This window comes from Levilactobacillus sp. LN180102 (assembly GCF_050106635.1).
GTDB classification, from domain to species: Bacteria; Bacillota; Bacilli; order Lactobacillales; family Lactobacillaceae; genus Levilactobacillus; species Levilactobacillus brevis.
Map to the genome: position 1 here is coordinate 45,508 of NZ_JBNIIX010000013.1, position 19,055 is coordinate 64,562.

A 19,055-nucleotide genomic window follows, 5' to 3' on the forward strand; every position below is an offset into this window, starting at 1 on the left:
TAGAAAGGAATCTATCATGCCCACTTTAATTGAACGTATTCACCAAGTTGAACTCGGTAATCTCGCCCAACTGGATCAGCTTTGCCATCAGCTTGGTCTCCCTTACTTTTTGATGGGCGGCTCATTATTGGGCGCAATCCGCCATCAAGGCTTCATTCCATGGGATGATGATGTTGACGTCGGTCTCTTACGCGCCGATTATGACCAACTCCTTGCTGCGGCCCCTACTCATCTAGCAGATAGTCCCTACTTTTTACAAACGCCCACTAGTGATGAAAACTACGGCCTGAGCTACGCTAAACTGCTAGATCGCCGCACCTATATTGAGGAGAAGCGTAATGTCAACAACGCCCGTAAAGGTATTTTCATTGACATCTTTCCCTTAGATCGAATTCCCCAAGACACTAGCGCTCAACAAAAGCAGTCGACCAAGTTTCAGCTGCTAAATACGCGGATCTTGCTCCAACTACGCTATCATCTGGTGGATAACCCGCTTCGCAAGCTTCAAGGTCCGCTCAGCTCAGAACAATTAACCAGTGTTAACGCCCTTAAGGCAGAACGTCAGGCCGTGATGACCCAATATCAAGCAGAAATCACGCTGCCGCAGGTCAAAAATTTGTCCTCCCAATACGCCTATGCCAAGGAAGTCTTCACGGTTGCGGAACTAAGCGACCTAACCACCGTTCCCTTTGAGCACTTGCAGGTTCAGGTTCCCCGAAACTATGCTACGATTTTAACTAGGATGTATGGGGACTATCTGGCCTTACCACCAGAGAACCAGCGCACCGAAAAACATTTGGAACGGGTTATTATGGACAATCAAGTTTTTACTGACTAAATTTTAAGAGAAAGTAGTTGAATGACCATGGCTGATGACTATTTTGGAGCAATGCTGGTCAACGTCTCAAGTATTGAGCTATCCATTGTTAACTTAAAATCTGGTACCCAAGTGGAACGCGTCAAATCAACCGTCGCTATTGGGGAAAATATTTACAATCACGAAGACATTGATTTTGAAACGGTTGCCGAGGCCGCTGAAGCACTACGCGGCTTCTTACAAATCATTAAAGACTACGGTGTCACCCACTATCAACTCTGGGGCTCACAGGCATTATCTTCAGCACCTAATGCTGAGTTTATTCGAGATCAGCTCTATGTTCGTACTGGTCTACACATCGAATGGCTCTCGTGGGGCGAGGAATCCTTCGTGCGCAATGAAGCCGTAGCCTTAAAGTTCGACCATTATCATCATCTGGTCAAACACCATGCCGCAATTATCGGCTTAAATTCTGGCAGCACGACGCTTTCCTTTTTCGCACAAGAACAACTTGTAGCATCTCACAATATGAAGTTAGGACCAGTGCGGATTAAAGAAGTTCTGCAAGATTTACGGACAACGGCCCCAAATCCAGTCGATGTCTTGGATGATTACATCAATAGTAAAGTGGATGACTTCTATCGCTTTTTGCCGGCCGATTTGCAGACCGTTTCCAATCAGGTTATCTTAATTGGTGCCGAACCGCTAAATGCATACTTCATTCCGCAGGGTGCTATCAGTGCCCCATTGACTCTTGACGACTTCAATCAGTTCAGTCGGGAGGTCGCCGGGGCTTCCGATCAATACCTGATGGAACGGCTTCATCTCACCGAAGAAAACGTTGAACTAATTTTGCCTGTCGTTTTGCTAATCAAAAAATTGCTAACCGTCGTTCACGCTGAGAAAATCCAACTGGTTAACCTCAACATCATTGACGGATTAACGACCAATCAAGCAATTATGGCGGGTTATCATAAAACAGCCCACTTTGAAAACCAAATTTTGGCTTCCGCTGAAGATCTAGCGCAACGCTATCGCGTAGAACCGCACCATATGGAGTTGGTGCGCCGCTTTGCGCTACATTTATTCGATCAGCTACGGGCTTTACATCATCTAACCACACGTGACCGTTTATTACTTGAAGTGGCGACGATTGTTCACGACATTGGCGGATTTATTGATACCCACCAGCATTACTTACACTCAGATTATGTTTTGAAACAGTCCGATTTACTTGGATTATCACAAGAAGAGACGCAAATTATCGCTGCAGTCTCCCGTTACCACAGCACCCGGACCCCTGGTGAGGATCTGGCCCATTTTCAACAATTAGATAGTGATAAACGCTTAGTCGTCGCCAAATTATCAGCTATCTTACGGTTAGCTGATGCTTTAGACGATGCCCACCAACAAACGATTCAAAAAATTTCGGTGTCCGTTCGAGCTGATCGTGTGATTATCACGGTTTTCAGTGATGATGAACTGTCACTGATTCATTGGGCCTTTACTTATAAAGCTAAATTCTTTACGGATGTTTTCGGCTTACAGCCAGTACTAAAACAAAGGAGATTACACAAATGACACTCGACTTCACACTCCCGCAGTACTATACCAACCGCGAATTAAGCTGGCTAGACTTTAACGATCGGGTTTTGGAAGAAGCCCGGGATAAAACTAATCCTCTACTCGAACGCGTCCGCTTCTTGGGAATCACCCAAAGCAACGTTGATGAATTCTTTATGGTCCGAGTGGCATCCCTATCCAAGCTTGCCGCTGTCAATTACCCCAAACCCGATGCTTCCGGTATGACCGCTAAGGATCAATTGCTGGCAGTCAATGCCAAAGCGCATGACCAAGTTATCAAACAGTATTCCACGCTAAATCGCATGTTATTACCAGCACTTGGCAATTTAGACGTACACGTTTTGACACCCCAGGACTTAACACCACAACAAACACGGTTTATTGAAAAGTATTTCAACGATGAACTGTCGCCCGCTTTGACCCCGATGGCCGTCGACAGCTCCCGACCATTCCCGTTTATCGGCAATAACACACTGAATATTGCCCTGCGTCTCTATAAGAATGGGGATAAAAAAGATAAACGCTTCGCAACGGTTCAAGTACCCGATATTTTCCCCCGAACGGTGCGTTTACCTGGTGCCCCTAACGATTTCATGATGTTAGAGGATGTGATTAAAACCTTTATTGGCAATCTCTTTATCGGCTATCAAGTTAAGGAAGCTTCAACTTACCGGGTTATTCGCGATATGGATCTCGATGTTGCGGAAGAAGACACCTCGGACCTCCTAAAGGAAGTTGAACAGCAACTCAAACGACGAGAACACGGCGGTGCGGTTCGACTCGAAGTGGAAAATGGTATCAGCCCAGCGCTGCGACGGCGACTCATCAACGCGCTTAACGTGGCAGACTATGCCGTTTATGAGATCAGCGGACCCATCGATCTCACTTTTCTGAGCCAACTAACCAAGCAGATTAGCGATCACGATAACGAACGTTACGCGCCATTCACCGCCAATCGCACGCCGGGTTTCACGCCTGACGATGATGTATTTAAAACCATTCGCCAACATGATGTATTGGTCCACCATCCCTACGACACGTTTGGCGCCGTTACCGAATTGATTCGCCAGGCAGCAGCAGATGATGATGTGCTCGCCATTAAGATGACACTCTACCGAGTTTCGGCTAACTCACCGATCATTAAATACCTTGGGCGAGCAGCTCAAAACGGCAAGCAAGTCACCGTTCTCGTGGAAGTCAAAGCCCGCTTTGATGAAGAAAATAATGTCCATTGGGCCCAGCAACTTGAAAAGATGGGATGCCACGTTATCTACGGCCTCATTGGCCTTAAGACCCACTGTAAGTTGGCCCTCATCGTCCGTCGTGAAGCCGATGGAATTCGTCGCTACATGCACATGGGCACTGGTAATTACAATGATGTTACGGCCCATTTCTACACAGATATGGGGCTCATGACAACTAATACGGACATGGGCATCGACGCCTCAAATATCTTTAATATGCTATCCGGCTATTCGGAACCGCCCTACTTTCACCAGCTCCACATGTCTCCTGATGGTATCCGGCATTTTATCACTGCTAAAATTAATCAGGAAATTACTAACGCTAAGGCTGGTCAACCCGCTTGGATTGAAATGAAGATGAACTCCCTATCAGACTCAGCCATGATTGCGAAGCTTTACGAAGCATCGCATGCTGGCGTTCATGTCAAACTAATTGTCCGCGGGATTTGCTGTTTAAACGTCGAGATTCCTAAAGTCAGCGACCACATTGAAGTCCACTCCATCGTCGGCCGCTATTTGGAACATAGCCGCATTTATGCCTTCGCTAATGCCGGTGATCCCCAAGTCTATTTGTCTAGTGCGGACCTCATGACGCGTAACCTTAACCGCCGAGTAGAATTACTCTTCCCGATTCTACAGGCTGATTTACGTCAGCGGGTCTTTGCCATTTTTGATACCCTATGGCAAGATAATGTGAAGACCCGGGTCTTACTCGCTGACCGGACCTTCACTCGTGTTGATCGACGGGGACTGGACGCCCTTGATGCCCAAGCCACGTTCATGGCAGAAGCAACTAAGCAACGTTTAGCAGCTAAGCCAACCGCCACTAATCAATCTGGCACACATCAATTTAAACCAATGCTAAGCCCTAAGAATCAACCACAATCCCCAATTGATCGGAGTCCTGAATAATATGGAAACTTTAGTCGTCATTGATCTTGGATCCAATTCTGTCCGGATGACCATCAGTAACCTTGATGATACCGGCGATCACCATACCTTAGCGGCTGAAAAACGTTACGTCCGTCTATCAGAAAATATGGGCGTTGATCAGCAGTTACAACCCGCGGCTATTGAGCGGACACTAGCGGCGTTAAGTGAGTTTAAGGCCATCTATGATAAGCTCGATCATCCCCGCATTGTGGCTGTGGCTACGGCAGCCGTTCGCCAAGCTACGAACCAAAAGCAATTTCTCAAGCAAGTTAAAGACCAGCTGGGATTGACGTTTAAGGTGATCTCTGGCGCAACAGAGGCGCGCTACGACTATCTGGGCGTTATTCATACACTCCCGATCGTCAACGGCTTATTGGTCGATACTGGGGGCGCGTCTTCCGAACTCATCTTGGTTCAGAATCGCCAGATGAAACACGTGGTATCAATCCCCCTAGGATCTGTCACGTTATCTCAAGCTTATTTAGAAAATGATCGGATTAAAGCCGACTCGCTTTTCTCCGCCATGACGTTTGTTAACAACGTCTTCAACGATGTTTGGTGGTTACGCGAAGCGACCAACTTACCGATTATTGGTTTAGGCGGTGCCAATCGAACATTGGCTAAAATTAATCGCCGTAAGAAAAATTTCTTAAACGTAGAAGATATCCATGGTTACAAATTAACCGCCACCGATGTCTATAACACCTTAACGCAGCTACTTGGTCTCAACCTGGCTGAACGAAAAAAGGTGCCAGGGCTTTCCAAGGACCGAGCAGACATTATCGTCGGTGGCTTAGTCCCGGTTGCCCTGCTAATGCGCCTACTTGATTCACAGTTAATTACCTTTTCCAACGCCGGTTTACGCGATGGTATTTTATTTGAACGAATCAATCAAATCAAGGCGGAGAGTCATTGACCAACTAAAAATGAGCACCTACGAAACCTTTCATTTCGCGGGTACTCATTTTTTAAATTTCACATAATCTAATTAGGCAATTGCACGATATAAGGTCCAAATCGCGGTACCGTGACCACTTCCACAGCGGTATTAAACACCCGCTCTAGCAGTTGTGGATCACGCAATTGGGTCGGAGTTCCACTGGCGGCCAAACGACCATCATTCAATAGCCACAACCAGTCACTCACCCGAAAAGCTTGATTGATGTCATGTAGCACCTGAACAATCGTCATGCCCTTAGCCGCCAACGATTGCAACTGCGTCATCAGGGTCTGCTGATAGTGTACATCTAAATACGTGGTCGGTTCGTCCAGCAGCAAAACGGCCGGTTCCTGAGCCAAAGCTGCGGCTAGCCACGCACGTTGCTGTTGACCACCTGACAAATCTTGCATGAACTGATCGGCTAAAGCAAGTAACCCCGTTTGCGCCAAATAAGGCTGCACCTCATGAAACGGCACCGTTTGCCATAAGCTATGATATGGTAACCGTCCCATGGCAACAACCTCCTGAACCATCAACTCATCATATAGCTGATGATGTTGGGTGACCATTGCCACTCGTTGGGCCAGCTGTTTGGTGGTCCAATGAGCCAGCGGTTGATCGGCCAAACGAATCTCCCCGGATTGAGGCAACAATTGTCTTGCCAACAGCTGTAATAGCGTTGACTTTCCTGCTCCATTCGGGCCAATAATCGTGGTGATTTTTCCAGTCGGCAAGTTGCCAGATAACGCAGTGAGACCACCTTTTTGCCGTGGATAATGATAACTAACGTGTCGACATTCCATAAAATCCTCGCCCCCGTTGTAGTAACAGAATCACAAACGGTCCACCGATAATCGCCATCATCGTCGCTGCCGAAATCTCACTGGGACTAATAACCGTTCGTCCCAACGTATCTGCTGCTAACATCAGCCAAGCGCCCGCCAGCATTGAAAACGGCAAGACCGTCTGATAATCATGTCCGACTAAGCGTCGCGCAATATTGGGGACGACGATGCCGACAAAGGGAATCGCGCCCACGACTGCGGTAACACTAACCGCCAAATACATGCCTAATAGCAGCAGACTCCAGCGAATAACGCTGACGGGCACACCAACGTGGCTCAGTGCCGTATCAGTCAACTTTAGGTAATTGGCCCAAGGTGCAATCAACAAGGCCCCTATCAGCCCGATAACCCCCAAAATCAAGAGCACGGTAGTCTCTGACCACGTCATACCATTAAACGTACTGGAGCTGATTTGTGTCGCCCCGCTGCTGAGTAACTGTTGCAGGCCCACAAAGGTTGCATCCAAAGCCACCCCAACAATAATCAAGCGGTAGGGATCAGCTAATGCGCGCCCACTGGTTAAAATGGCCAAGGCGACTAAACCGCCCCCCAGAGCGAAGAACCAATTGCGGCCCCACATGGCGGGCAACAACAGAGCGCCCCCTAATTTGAAAAAATTAGCTGCCGCACTCACCCCTAAAATACTGGGATCGGCAATTGGGTTACGAAAAACCGCTTGAAACAGGGCCCCGGCGACTGCTAAACTTCCACCACAAATTAGACTGCTTAGAATTCGTGGCACCCGTAATGTAAACACGGTCGTAAAATCTGAACTTGCCGGTCGTGTCACGGCGCGGAAAATCTGCGCAATGCCTAGCCAGGTGGTGCCAACCATCATCGCTAGTACAATCGTCACCAGCAGTAAGCCTAAGATTCCGGTATACCACCAACCTGCATGTTGCTTCATGCTGGCACCTCCTGGGGATAGAGCCAGCGACTCACCTGATTTAGCGCTGCGACAACTTGCATATTGGCCGTCGCATCAAATGTCGGTTCCGTTAGATCATAGACACGGTGGTGTTTAACCGCCGCCATCTTCGACCACATCCGGTTAGACTTAAATTCCTGGTTAAATTGCTTGGTCACCATAGTTGGCATGGCATGGGCCAAACGTAAAATCACCTGTGGATTAGCCTTTTGAATAGCTTCGTCGTTTGGTTGCTGGTATTCTTGATGCTGACTCGTAAACACATTTTGACCACCGGCTAATCGGACCAAATCACCCACATAGGACCGATTGGTAGCAATCATATAACTGGCACCCGGCAAGCCCATAAGGACTAATACCCGTGGTGCTTTTTGTCGTTGCGCTCGTTGCTTGACCCGCTGTTTTGCCTGGTTAATCAACCGATTTTGTTTAGCTGCAGCCGACTGGCGCTGGTACCGTTGTCCCAACTGCGTCAGCGTTGTCTGCAAATGACCAACACTCGTCAAATCTAAAAAGTGCGGCGTAACGTGTTGGGTCTTAAAGGCTGCCCCAAACTGATCATCCAACGTGGTCACCGAATACACCACGGTCGGTTTCAGCGCTGCAATCTTCTCTACGCTGGGATTCATTGGGCTACCCACCTTAGTGACATGCTGATACTGTTTGGGCATCGTATTAGCCGTCGTCGGAACGCCCACTAATGGTAAATGAAGTTTGGCCGCAATTTGCACGATGGCATAGGTTGTGGCCACAATTCGTGGCTGGTTCTGTTGCCGATATTGCTGACGCCAAGCCAGGCCACCACCAATTATTCCACAGAGTACGAGCACAGCCAGTGTTACTAAGCCAATTTTTCTAGGATTTCGCATTTGCTTTTCCTCCTAATGTCGGCCAACATACCACCAGCTACCGCCACCGACAACGACCAAAATCGCTACGACACCACCAATTAACCGGCCCCAATGCGTGCTCTGTTGGGGAACGCGATCCGCATTAGTGGCGGACTGCTGGTTAACTGAGGTCTTCGCACTTGGCTGATGACTTGACGAGCTTGATGACGTTGTCGGTTGCTCCTTGGCCTTTGGCTGATGGCGAACCGACTTGGTTGGCTTGACCGCTGACGTTGAACTGGCAGTTGATGTGTTCGCCTTTTTTGATGCCTTGACTGCTGGTACTTTTTTCACCGTTGCTGCCGTTTTTGCTTGGGTCAGTGCCGGCAGATGGGCTGTTTGAAATTTAAAAGTAATCAAATGCTTAGCGCGGTAAACGTCTGGTACATTAATCGCGAGCTTAGCCGTAACCGCCCGTTTTAAATTGGTCGTCGTGAATGAATAATATAAATGCGAGTTACCTGCCGAATCCTTTTCCTTGCGCACGTTGGTTGGTGTCTGGCCGTCAACAGACAATACCTTGACCGGCCAATTAGTCAGCTTTTTAGCTGTCTTAATATCCATCGTAACCACATAAGCATGATTTCTCACCGTTACCGTCGCCGGATGAACAAAGTAGCCGCTCGCCATTGACGTTTGCTTGGTTCCATACTTTAACGCCGCATAATCGATTGATTGTGCGTGTGCCGGGGTTGGAATTAACCACAAAAATAAGAGCGCAAATAATCCGACACATAGCCAATTCTTAATCTGCTGTTTCACGTTGTTTCCCCCCTAATACATAACCACAAGCGATGAGTCCCAACCAGCCCAACATCGACCATGAAGATTGCTGTTCGCCCGTCTTGGGCAACGTTGCCTTAGCTGCGGCGTGGTGCGTAGTGGATGGCGCTGTTGCTGCAGTTGTCTGTTCAGTGGTTTTCGGTAATGCAGCAACGGTTGCCGCCTGAGTCTGATCTGCCGAACCACTGCTGGCAAACCGGAAGCGAATCGGAAAGGTTTCGCTGATCGACATAACTGGTACTGTCACGTGAATCTTTCCGGGTATCAATTGACTGGCTAAGTCTTGTCGATTAGCGACCTTAAAACTATACTGCATGGTATATGCCTTAGCCGTTTGACCATAGCTCACCTGCTGCGGTGCCATTCGATTGATTGATTCAGGCACAACCGCCCGACTCCCTAACTTTAATGACTTGGCATACTTGACTGTTAGTGTCACGCGATAGCCTTGATTAGTTGGGGTAACCTTGGCAAGATCCGTATAGTATTGATCTGCTTCGGATTTCTTCATTTTTGTTCCCTGCAGCACTTGATACCGCCAGTACTCAGTCTTAGCAGTTGCTTTAGCCGTTTGGGCCGTACTCGTCTTTGTGGTTATCGTTGGGGTTGTCTGCTGCGAAGACTTGTCCTGAGAACTTGCCTGACTGCTACTTTTTGCCGTATCAGCCAGTGTCATTGCCTGATCCAATAGTTCACTCGTTGCCGTTGTTGTGCTGAGTCGTTGCGCTTTTTCCCAATCTAATGCTAGCCGGGCCGTTTCATTCATTGCCCCCAACGGCGTTGTCAAACTAAAGGTTGTTGTCAATGGGCTCGTCTGACCAGTTAGATTCACCTGATAAATGGTTTGCTGGTTAACCGCCTTGACCTTAGTTACCGGTTGACCACTGATTTTCATCGACTTGATATATTGCGCGCCATTAGATGTTATCAAAAGCGTTGTCTGTTGATCTTGAACTCTCGCTACTGCCGAATCCGTGAAGAACGGATTCGCTGATGAGGTTGCATTGCTATCAGCCTTAATAATCTTCATGGGAACCTGATACACCCCATTACTCAGTGCTGCCGCATGTGCTGTTCCTGACCAACCAATAAAGATGGCCCAAATCAGTACCAAACAACCGAGCCACCGCCAGAATTGCTGTCGAACTTTCATTGATAAACTCCCCGTTTCTCATCTTTTTAAATGCTAGACAAAACAACGAGACCAGACTAGACGTCTTGATCTCGTTGTCACCGTCACGGTTGCCATGGCTTGTTTTACTTAACCGTTACCGTCTTAGTTACTGGCTTATAACCGGCTTTAGTAGCGGTTACCTTTAATTTCCAACTCTTCTTAACTGCCTTTTTCAGTTTAACCGTGTAAGCCGTCTTTTTAGTTGTCGTCCTGCCCAAGGTTGTCTGGTTATGCTTAACCGTTACTTTGGCACCCTTAGTCGTTGTACCACATACTTTCTTAGCAGCCGCTTTAACCCGTTTAGTACTCAAGGCAACCGCCTTTTTGGTGGTCTTGCTGGTTGCTTTAAGCGTGTTGGTCTTAAACTGAAGCGTTGCTGCTTCTTGCATGGTCATGGTTTGCCCATTCATTGGCACAGCCAGTGAAAAACCAATCGTTTGTGTCTTGGTTAAATCTACCTTCGTGAAGGTATAGGTGTTACCACTCGTTGCCTGCTTAACAGTGCCCGTCTTGCCTCCCAGAGTCAGCGCCTTAATATAAGGGCTCCCAGCAGCAGTCGCTTTGATTGTCACTGTAGCCTGTTTATTCTTAACACTAACGGTTGCCGTGCTATCTAAGTATCGAGCGGCCTCAGACGGTTTGTTAGTCCCAGTCTTGTAAACCTTAAACTGAACACTATACCGACCATTTGCCAGCTTAGCGGCGTTTAAACTGGCCGCTTGAGCGGTTGCTGGATTACCAACCACTTGATTGACTGAAATACCGGCGCCCGCACTCGCCAGCATTAATAACGCACTCATAACAGTTAAAGATTTTTTCATAAGAAATACCCTCCCAAAACAAAATATGTAACTTATGAATCCGAATTCATCGTAGCACGAAAATTAGTTGAGCACCACAATTTTGTAGCCGTTCAAACTGACATTTGGTTTATATACCGATAGACGAAACGATTAACGTCCCTCTCCCCATTGCTCCATACCAAAAAAACCAAGGATCTACCAACAAGATCCCTGGTTACGGTTTAAGTAAGTTACTTAAGTTACCTATCCAATATGATTTTCATGTAAGATTGCCATGACTTCTTCTTGAATCTCGGCTGGCTTGGCCCATTCCTGAAACTCAGTAAAGTCTTCTTCAGGCATCGCATAGTGCTCATTAACATAATCCTCGTATGCCTGAACGTGTGGCGTATGGGCGATGTTTAATTGTAAAATCCGAACTTCTTTAATGAGTCCCCGTTCAACCGCCAACTCAGCCCGGCCATTTTGCACCATATTACTAATTTCCATATACTTACTGCCATCTAAACGCGTTATCTCTTCAATCAACGTAAATACTTCATGACTCTTCATCACTCTCACCTCCGCGCAATAAATCTATTATAACCGGTCTACGAACAAAACAAAACCACTACCAGGGAATGGCAGTGGTCGGCATAAGAGAGAAAGAGAATTGATTAGAAGGTAATTATTAATACCTTACAAGCTATAATATACCGGTATTTGTAAGCGCTGTCAATACTTTTTCAGAAAAACGTTTCTATTTTTGATGATTTCCGCTAAACACCGCGTTGACCCTAAGACAGTTAGTCATCAACGCAAAAAGGGCCGGAAATAACTTCCAGCCCCCACCATTTAGTCTTCACCAAATGAGAGATAAACCTTTAACCAATTCATTGGGAAATCAGCTAAAGAGGTAAATAAATGGTAATTTAACGATACCACGTTAAATGATAAGAATCTATTTTTTTCTCATTATTCTATTATTTGACACCAGACGTGGCATTGGTATCGTGGAGAACTGTTTCTGGGTGCACGATATTCCCTGGATTTTGTAGCACGTCTCCCAGTGAGTGCCCTGAAACGTTGATCAGACAGGCTAACACAAACACGATTCCCACTGCGATGGTCAAGAACCGATTACCCCAACTCATCTTTTCGCTGATAACTGAACCATAGAAGTCCTTTTTAACTTCTGCGGCAACATTCTGATCGCTCGGATCATTAGCCTGTCGTTCCTCAATCACCTGTTGCTGGTAAGCATCAATATCAAATGCTTTCTGGTTGGCTTTCATTTGCCGTTGGAAGTGTTTCTTTTCCTTCTTGCTTTGTCCCTTGAACCACTTGGTAAATTCGCGGTAGTGCTTAACCACCGTTTCAGTAGCACCAATTTCTTTTAACGTGCCGTAATGAATCCAAGCAACCCGATCACACAAAATCTCAATCTGCTTTAACGAGTGACTAACAAAGACAATGGTTTTCCCTTCATCTTTGAACTCAGAAATTTTGTCCACACACTTTTGATAGAAGGTATCATCCCCGACGGATAAAGCTTCATCAATAATCAAGATATCTGGATTAACGTGCACCGCAATCGAAAAGCCCAACCGCGATTTCATCCCTGATGAATAGCTCTTAACGGGTTGGTACAAGAAGTCACCAATATCCGCAAAAGAAACAATATCATCCATTAAAGCATCAATCTCTGGGTTGGTTAACCCCTGCATAAGTGCCTTCAAGCGAATATTTTCCAAGCCGGTTAGATTACCCCGTAGTCCCGCACCAATAGCAATAATTGAGGTATCACCACGCACCTCCACCGTCCCGGTCGTTTGCGGAATAATTCCGGAAATAATATTAGAGAGCGTTGATTTACCAGATCCGTTAACCCCAATCAAGCCCAGCGTTTCTCCAGCCTTCACTTCTAGTGAAATGCCCATTAAAGACCAAAAATGGGGCACCTTAGAATTGCTTAGTGAGAAAAATGACCGCAACTTTTCCGCCTGACTCTTGTAAAGATCGTATTCCTTTGTCACGTGTTGTACTTTAATTTTATAAGAATTATCCATGAATTAAACTTCCTAACTCAAAATTTGCGCTACCTGCATTACCCAGCACAGTGCCTGAGCTTAGTCTGTTGTATTATACCAAATATTTCCGCTTTGTGGAAAAAATCTCGTTGAGCTTAGCTTTTTCTTTAGTACCGTCTGCTCCTCCGGTCGATTAAAGTATTTTTCGAAAATCTTCTCAACTTGATTTGAGTCAAGTTAATCTCGTCAATGACTCCGTATACTAGGTCTTGTAATCAAGTTAAACAACTTTCAAGGAGGTTTTCCCAATGAGTAAAGTAACCATGAAATTAGACGATCTGACCTGCCCGTCTTGCATGACTAAAATCGAAGGCGCCCTGAGTAAAAAAGACGGCGTTGAAAATGTCAAAGTTCTCTTTAATGCCAGCAAAATCAAAGCTGAATTCAACACTGACAAAGTGAGTGCTGAAAGTTTAGAAGCGGCCGTTACCGATTTAGGCTATACCGTTAAAAGCGCCAAAGTTAAAGACCTATAATCTTGTCATATTAGAAAGGATGTCTCGCCCATGACGACAACTATTGAAGACCGTTACGCTGCTGAACAAGCGCAAACCGAACATGATCACCACGTTCCCACCGCTGGTGCCATGACCAACCACATCTTAGCTAACCTGCATATTTCCATTGTCAAGTTCCATCAGGTTCGTTGGTCAGTAAAAGGTCCCCTAGCACTCAGCGTCCGTCAACTCCTCACTACCTACATCACCACTTACCGTAACCAATTTGATGCGCTAGGTGAATTGCTACTAGATGAAGGTGAAATCGTCTCAACCACCACGAAAGAGTATCATGACTATAACATGCTACAAGAAGGTGGCGACAAAAAGTATTACGCCGCTACAGATCAACTCAACGAATTGATTCATGATGCGGATACCCACAATCTCTTTATTGATCGGGCCATTAAGCTCGCTGAAAAAGAAAGTCGGCCTGCACTAGCCACCTTCTTGGTAACCCTTCGCGGAACCAACAATCACATTATCCGCGAACTTCAAGCCGTTTTAGGTAATTTGGCTCGTACCGGTTTAGATGATGAGGATGAAGACGACGATGATTAATTAATTCCCCTAAATCAAAAAGCGACGACGTCCTGTGAGGCGGCGTCGTTTTTTTGTTAGCCCACCGGTTGCATTTTTCTGACAAAAGCGGTTAGATTGAAGTAACCGGTTGCATTGACGACTAGACAGCTTTTATTGGACCATTTGCCTAACCTTAAACGATCGTGTGGTCATGTTCACTTGTGACGCACAGACCACTAGTTATCAATAATAGTAAAATGCCCCTAAATGATCTTTGATTGGCCATTTAGGGGCATTTTAGCTCGTCCATAGTTCTATTAATTTTACTCATTTCACCAACTATTCTCGCTAACTTGATTCACATCAAGTTAAGCTAGGCAAAAAGCAGGCATAATAAACTCATCAACAAGGAACCCAACACTTAAGCTTGTCTTTTAAAGAAAGGATCGTTCACTTATGACAATTCAACGTTATATTTATTCCCATACTAATCCCATCACTTTTTGGTCAGCTGGTCTGATCATTCTTGGCTTTCTCAACAAATGGTTCACAAAAGTTCCTTATATCACGGATACTGCTTGGATTATTGCTTCGGTAATTGCAGCAGCCCCCATTGTCTTACGCGCCATCAGCGCCCTTAAAGCCAGGGTCTTCAGTATTGAACTTCTCGTCGGGATTGCCGTCATTGGCGCCTTTGCCATCGGTGAATTTGAAGAGTCAGCCATTGTGACTTTTCTCTTTCTCTTTGGTTCCTATCTCGAGCAAAAAACACTAGCCAAAACGCGGGGAGCCATTCAATCCTTAACTGAAATGGCACCGACAACTGCACTATTAGTCAATGACGATGATACTACCGAAGAGGTTGATGTCGATGACTTAGAAGAAGGCAACCTGGTTTTAGTTAAGGCTGGTGGTCAAATCCCCGTTGACGGCACAATCACAGATGGTACTGGTTACGTCAACGAAGCCTCAATTACTGGCGAATCACGGCCCATTAATAAGCAACACGGCGATCACGTTTACTCAGGGGCAATGGTCGAAAGTGGCACCTTGAAGATTACGGCCACCCAAGTCGGTGACGAGACTACTTTTTCCAAGATTATTGAGTTGGTTGAAGAAGCCCAAGACACTAAATCACCCGCGGAAAAATTCATTGATAAATTCGCGCAATACTATACGCCGGCTGTCCTAGTCATCGCGATTCTAGTTTATATTTTCTCGCGTGATTTACGTTTAGCGATCACCGTTCTCGTACTGGGATGCCCTGGCGCTTTGGTCATTGGTGCTCCCGTTTCTAACGTCGCTGGGATCGGTAACGGTGCCAAACACGGTATCCTCATTAAGGGAGGCGATGTCGTTGAAAGCCTAGCCAAAGTCGATACCATCGTCTTTGATAAGACTGGGACCTTAACGACCGGTAAAATGACCGTTGCTTCAACCAAGCAATATACAACCGATCACTCATTACTAACGGGTGTTGCGCAGATCGAACAGACTTCTGATCATCCCTTAGCCCAAGCAATTGTTGCACACTTAACTGCCCAATCGCCAGATACTCCCGTTACGATGTCTACCGAGACCATCAAGGGGCGAGGAATGATCGGCCAATGGCACGACGCACCATTATACGTCGGCAATGCCGCCTTACTCAAAGATCATCAGATTTCCCTCACCGAGGACCAGCTAAGCGACCTACATGCGATGCAAGATGCCGGGCAATCCACGGTGTTGGTCGGTTATGCCGGGCAACTCGCTATGATTTTGGGCGTAGCCGACACCGTTCGACCTGAAGTTCCTGGTGCTTTAGCTGCAATGAAACGCCAAGGAATCAAGCATTTAGTCATGTTAACCGGGGACAACCAAGCGACCGCTCAAGCTGTAGCTGAATCATTGGGAATTGACGAAGTTCACGCAGATCTTCTCCCAGCCGACAAAGTTACCTTTGTTAAGAAGTTCCAAGACATGGGCCGCAATGTTGCCTTCGTGGGTGACGGGATTAACGATAGCCCTTCCCTAGCAACAGCCAATGTCGGGATTGCTATGGGGGGTGGAACCGACGCTGCTATTGAAACGGCTGATGTGGTCCTCATGCAATCGAGTTTTACCGCACTCAGTCACGCGGTGGGCTTAACGAAAAAAACATCTGCCAATACTAAGGAAAACATTACAATTGCCATTCTCACGGTGGCGTTTCTCCTAATCGGTTTAGTCTATGGGTATATCTACATGGCAAGTGGTATGTTCGTGCACGAAGCCTCCATCTTAGTCGTCATTTTCAACGCCATGCGTTTAATTGGCTACAAGCCCCGCACGGCTGCCGCCACCCCCGCTCAACCCCAACAGTTAGCGACTAATTAAGTTGAGCAAGACATTATTACAACACCAAAAGGGCTTCTCAGAATCTGCTTAATTCCGAGAAACCCTTTTACTTGTTCCAGTTATGCAACAACTTAAGCCAAAGCCCGGGCATCAACCCAGTAATTCGTCTGACTACCGTTAAACTGAATCCGGTACCACGTGGTCTTATAAGCCGTTTTCACACCTTTGAAATTAACCGTTACCTTAGTGCCCTTTTTACTACCCGCAGGCCATTTGTAAGTTTTCTGATTAAAATGGGTTTTTTTAACGTGATTATAGAGCGTATATTTACTGTACTTAGCACTTAACTTTTTGGTTCCGCTAGCTGCTGAATAAGTAACCGCGTCATACTGCGGTGCCGCAGCCGTCTCGGTGGCCGCAATCCAGTAGGCTTGCTTACCAACCTTAATCCGGTACCACGTTGACTTATAACCATCCTGTGTTTTGATTGCTTGTTTATCAGCCACATAGGACTTCGCCGTTAGCTTATTTAGGGCCCCCATGGACTTTGCCAAATAAGGTGAGTTAAAAACATGATCATAATAGCTACCACTAACTGTATTATTCACTTTGACTGCAGCCGTGCCACTCGTATATTTTACGGTTGGCAACGTCAACGCCTTGGTATATACCCAATATTTTTTAGCTGAGGTGTTTTTGGCGAACCGAATGCGATACCAAGTCGTCTTCTTCCCGGTTGATGCATCTTTTTTAACGCCCCGCATGTCCAAGTAAACTAAGACATTCTTTCCAGCAGCAACTTTGCTCCAGGCCGTTTTAGTGATATTGGCGCGGGTTCCCTTCACGTGGTTATACAACCGATAAGTCGCATACTGCCCACTCAATCGAGCCGTTTGCGTCCCGCTGGCACCATAATAAGTTGCTTTAGAGTAGACCACTGGTTTAGGTTTTGGTGTTGAGCCAGAATTTGAATTGGAACTCGAACTATCGGAAGCACTAGCATCCAGCAACGTGTTCAACCCATACTGCTTAATAATTGAAATCAAGCTACTTCCATAAGTGGGCGCCGTGGCGTACGTGCCAGTCAGCGCATTAGCGGCATCTGCATACGTTGCCGCATTTTCCCGCCAAGTACCACTGTAAATACTGGTGTTATAACTGGTCCCATTACGTAAAAGCTTAGCATTGTCCGTCATTGACGCCTTAGCACTTGGATATTTACGAAAGTTCGCATTCGTATAATATAATTGACCATTACTATCATACTCAGCCGTTTTCATCGTCACGGAAGCACCATTGTAGCTCCCTTTAATGCCAAAATAATTATTTGCGGTCGTTGTCAATGTGCTGGTTCCCCAGGCACTTTCAAGTGCCGCTTGGGCCATCATCACAGACGGGTATAGCTTATACTGATTGGCAACAGTCGTGACGGGACTTTTGAGCGTTGAAATAAAGGTTTGTGGGTCCGTCGTCGCCGCATGACTCGTCCCCTTCGTTAACATAAAGCCACTGACACCGGCACTCATCACCAGTGCCGCTAGTAGCCATCGTTTTATTCGCACCATTTTATCGGTTTCCCCCTTAAAATCGCTTTCAGGTAAAGAATACCATAGTTTGACGGGGTCTCAAAAGAAAAACTTAAGATAAAATCGTGTTGTAACATAGCTTTAATCTAAACGACTAGCCGCCGCTTCATCCAAAATCACCGTAACATTCGGATGAGTCTGCAAAAAGCTGGCTGGTACATCCGGTGTAACTGGCCCTTGAATCATGGCGGCCACGGCAGCGGCCTTTGCTTCACCATAAGCTACAATTAAGATTTGTTTAGCCTTTAGAATTGAGCCAATCCCCATTGAATAAGCATAACGTGGCACCTCGTCGGCATTATCGAAAAATCGCGCGTTGGCCGCAATCGTGGAGGCCGTTAATGCGACTTTATGGGTGGTAGAGTCCGCTGGTGTTCCCGGCTCATTAAAACCGATGTGACCATTTTGGCCCAACCCTAATAGCTGCAAATCAATTGGATTCGCTGCAATAATGTCATCATACGCCGTAGTTGCCGCCTGCTCATCTAAGTTAGTCCCGTCCGGTACATAGGAGTGGGCAAACGGTTTAGCGTCAAATAAGTGCTGTTGCATAAAATAATGGTAACTTTGGGGATGATCTGCACTTAAACCCACGTATTCGTCTAAATTAACGGACGTCAACTGACTAAAATCCAAATCACTGGCCACCAGCCGATCATAGATTGTGACTGGCGTACTCCCCGTTGCCAAACCTAGTACTTTAGCTCCCTGCTGCAAAGCCGTTTCAAAGACCTGATAGCCGGCCTGTCCTCCGGCAATTTTATCACTGACGATTTGAACATTCATATTAGCTAATTGTTTCATCTCATTCAGTCTCCCTCTCTAATGGTATAGTCCAATTGTAAATGATCTAGACCGATTTCGCAAGTCCTTTGCTCAAAAAAATTGTTTATCAAATAAAAAAGCGGCCTGCCACATGGCAACCGCCGCTATTTCCGGCTCTATGATATTTGGTGTTGATGGATAAAATCCATCGACGCCTTTTTTTCAAAACAAAATAAAAAGGGCATACTGCCCTGTGCTACAATCAAGTCGACGAAAACCAATTGAAAGCGAGTGAACAGTATGTCCCAAGACCAGTCTACTAGACTTTTACTTCAAATTAAAGATAAAAATATAAC

General features: G+C 46.3%; 17 protein-coding genes. 7 read left to right on the forward strand and 10 right to left on the reverse strand.

Annotation, left to right across the window (positions count from 1 at the left end; translation table 11 throughout):
- Positions 1-16: 16 nt before the first annotated feature.
- Genes ACP4IT_RS08940 through ppx form a run of 4 tightly spaced genes read left to right on the forward strand, consistent with a single transcriptional unit; the run spans position 17 to position 5,494 of the window.
- Complete coding sequence (locus ACP4IT_RS08940) at positions 17-838, forward strand: LicD family protein (RefSeq protein WP_024855121.1); 822 nt, start codon at positions 17-19, stop codon at positions 836-838.
- Positions 839-859: 21 nt separating this feature from the next.
- Complete coding sequence (locus tag ACP4IT_RS08945; RefSeq protein ID WP_011667479.1) at positions 860-2,398, forward strand: exopolyphosphatase; 1,539 nt, start codon at positions 860-862, stop codon at positions 2,396-2,398.
- Complete coding sequence (locus tag ACP4IT_RS08950) at positions 2,395-4,557, forward strand: RNA degradosome polyphosphate kinase (protein WP_043023047.1); 2,163 nt, start codon at positions 2,395-2,397, stop codon at positions 4,555-4,557. The genes ACP4IT_RS08945 and ACP4IT_RS08950 overlap by 4 nt, the downstream gene beginning before the upstream one ends.
- A 1-nt stretch (position 4,558) precedes the next feature.
- Complete coding sequence (gene ppx, locus ACP4IT_RS08955) at positions 4,559-5,494, forward strand: exopolyphosphatase (protein WP_011667477.1); 936 nt, start codon at positions 4,559-4,561, stop codon at positions 5,492-5,494.
- Between the two features lie 68 nt (positions 5,495-5,562).
- On the opposite strand, the gene ACP4IT_RS08960 is transcribed toward ppx, so the two are convergent.
- The 8 genes from ACP4IT_RS08960 to ACP4IT_RS08995 all read right to left on the reverse strand — a co-directional run bounded on the left by ACP4IT_RS08960 (position 5,563) and on the right by ACP4IT_RS08995 (position 12,989).
- Positions 5,563-6,321 carry an ABC transporter ATP-binding protein gene (locus ACP4IT_RS08960; protein ID WP_011667476.1) on the reverse strand — a complete coding sequence of 253 codons (759 nt, stop codon included), beginning with the start codon at positions 6,319-6,321 and terminating at the stop codon, positions 5,563-5,565.
- Positions 6,302-7,270: an iron ABC transporter permease gene (locus ACP4IT_RS08965; RefSeq protein WP_011667475.1), complete on the reverse strand. Its 969-nt coding sequence runs from the start codon at positions 7,268-7,270 to the stop codon at positions 6,302-6,304. Before ACP4IT_RS08965 ends, ACP4IT_RS08960 begins: the two co-directional genes overlap by 20 nt.
- A complete protein-coding gene (gene isdE / locus ACP4IT_RS08970; RefSeq protein ID WP_011667474.1) occupies positions 7,267-8,160 on the reverse strand; it encodes a heme ABC transporter substrate-binding protein IsdE in 894 nt (297 codons plus the stop codon). The genes ACP4IT_RS08965 and isdE overlap by 4 nt, the downstream gene beginning before the upstream one ends.
- A 12-nt stretch (positions 8,161-8,172) precedes the next feature.
- A complete protein-coding gene (locus ACP4IT_RS08975; protein ID WP_011667473.1) occupies positions 8,173-8,943 on the reverse strand; it encodes an NEAT domain-containing protein in 771 nt (256 codons plus the stop codon).
- Entirely contained in the window at positions 8,927-10,117 is a 1,191-nt protein-coding gene (locus ACP4IT_RS08980) for an NEAT domain-containing protein (protein ID WP_156646804.1), read from the reverse strand. The genes ACP4IT_RS08975 and ACP4IT_RS08980 overlap by 17 nt, the downstream gene beginning before the upstream one ends.
- Before the next feature lie 104 nt (positions 10,118-10,221).
- On the reverse strand, positions 10,222-10,959 hold the full coding sequence (locus ACP4IT_RS08985; protein ID WP_011667471.1) for an NEAT domain-containing protein: 738 nt from the start codon (positions 10,957-10,959) through the stop codon (positions 10,222-10,224).
- A 225-nt stretch (positions 10,960-11,184) separates the two neighbouring features.
- Positions 11,185-11,493: a hypothetical protein gene (locus tag ACP4IT_RS08990; RefSeq protein WP_041815224.1), complete on the reverse strand. Its 309-nt coding sequence runs from the start codon at positions 11,491-11,493 to the stop codon at positions 11,185-11,187.
- Between the two features lie 410 nt (positions 11,494-11,903).
- Positions 11,904-12,989 (reverse strand): ABC transporter ATP-binding protein, encoded by a 1,086-nt coding sequence (locus ACP4IT_RS08995; protein ID WP_082265189.1) that lies wholly within the window; start codon positions 12,987-12,989, stop codon positions 11,904-11,906.
- Between the two features lie 269 nt (positions 12,990-13,258).
- Between ACP4IT_RS08995 and ACP4IT_RS09000 the strand changes: the two genes are divergently transcribed.
- The 3 genes from ACP4IT_RS09000 (at position 13,259) to ACP4IT_RS09010 (ending at position 16,387) form a co-directional block, all read left to right on the forward strand.
- Positions 13,259-13,486: a heavy-metal-associated domain-containing protein gene (locus tag ACP4IT_RS09000; protein ID WP_011667468.1), complete on the forward strand. Its 228-nt coding sequence runs from the start codon at positions 13,259-13,261 to the stop codon at positions 13,484-13,486.
- 30 nt (positions 13,487-13,516) lie between these two features.
- The gene (locus tag ACP4IT_RS09005) at positions 13,517-14,068 is read left to right on the forward strand and encodes a Dps family protein (RefSeq protein ID WP_024855125.1); all 552 of its coding nucleotides are present in this window, start codon (positions 13,517-13,519) and stop codon (positions 14,066-14,068) included.
- Positions 14,069-14,485: 417 nt separating this feature from the next.
- Positions 14,486-16,387: a heavy metal translocating P-type ATPase gene (locus ACP4IT_RS09010; protein ID WP_082265188.1), complete on the forward strand. Its 1,902-nt coding sequence runs from the start codon at positions 14,486-14,488 to the stop codon at positions 16,385-16,387.
- Positions 16,388-16,479: 92 nt separating this feature from the next.
- Here ACP4IT_RS09010 and ACP4IT_RS09015 read toward each other — a convergent pair whose 3' ends face one another.
- Together ACP4IT_RS09015 and ACP4IT_RS09020 are read right to left on the reverse strand one after the other, a co-directional pair.
- Positions 16,480-17,913 carry a glycoside hydrolase family 73 protein gene (locus ACP4IT_RS09015; RefSeq protein WP_011667465.1) on the reverse strand — a complete coding sequence of 478 codons (1,434 nt, stop codon included), beginning with the start codon at positions 17,911-17,913 and terminating at the stop codon, positions 16,480-16,482.
- A 102-nt stretch (positions 17,914-18,015) separates the two neighbouring features.
- Positions 18,016-18,720 (reverse strand): glucosamine-6-phosphate deaminase, encoded by a 705-nt coding sequence (locus ACP4IT_RS09020; RefSeq protein WP_024525595.1) that lies wholly within the window; start codon positions 18,718-18,720, stop codon positions 18,016-18,018.
- Between the last annotated feature and the right edge of the window lie 335 nt (positions 18,721-19,055).